This is a genomic window from Sphingopyxis sp. H115 (assembly GCF_001468465.1).
Lineage (GTDB): Bacteria > Pseudomonadota > Alphaproteobacteria > Sphingomonadales > Sphingomonadaceae > Sphingopyxis.
In genome coordinates, this window is the sequence record NZ_LNSA01000062.1 from 1 (window position 1) to 854 (window position 854).

The window sequence follows — 854 nt, forward strand, 5'->3', positions numbered from 1 at the left end:
CTAGGCCGCGTTGACAAAAGACTTCAGCCATAGCCGCGTGGCGGCGAGGTTTAGGAAGCTCTCGAACGAGAGAAGGGTTTTGTCATATCGAGTGGCGATGCGTCGTTGCTGTTTGAGCTTTCCGAACATGCGCTCGACGCGGTTGCGGTCCTTGTAACGGCGATAGTCGGGATGCTCTGGCACCTTGCGGTTCGAGCGGGGCGGGATGATCGGCAGGATGCCCCGGGTCAGCAGGCTTTCCCGGAAGCGATCACCATCATAGCCCTTGTCCGCGAGCAGCGCCTTGGGTGTGGCGACGGGGATCGCCATCAGCGGTTCGGCAGCGGTGTAATCAGAAGCCTCGCCGCCGGTCAGGATGAAGCCGACAGGCAGTCCTTGATTGTCGCAGCGGGCGTGGATTTTGCTCGTAAAGCCGCCGCGTGATCGACCAAGAGCGTTCGCACAAGCCCCCCTTTTCCGCCCGCTGCCGAAACATGGCCGCGAACGCTGGTGCTGTCGATCATATGTTGCCAGTCGTCGGTCAGACCCAGATCGACCAGCGTTTGCAGCAGGGCATCCCAGACACCCTGTTCGGCCCAGCGCCGGAAGCGGACATAGACCGAGTTCCACTTGCCGTAGCGCTCGTGCATGTCGCGCCAAGGGCAGCCGACCCGCAGCACGTGAAGCATGCCGTTGAGAAAGCGACGATTATCGCCCGACGGCCGCGCCCAGCGACCACGTTCAGGCGGCAGCAGCGGCCCAATCAGGTCCCACTCCGCATCCGACAAATCCCCGCGACCCATGACTGATCCTCAAAAAGCAGTCTTGAATCAGAAGGAGGAGGATTTGGGAATCCCTTTTGTCAACACGGCCTA

1 pseudogene is annotated in these 854 nt (G+C 61.2%); it reads right to left on the reverse strand.

Annotated features, from left to right (window positions below):
• Window positions 1–782 (reverse strand): annotated as a pseudogene (locus tag ATE71_RS21925) (IS5 family transposase).
• Window positions 783–854: the final 72 nt, after the last annotated feature.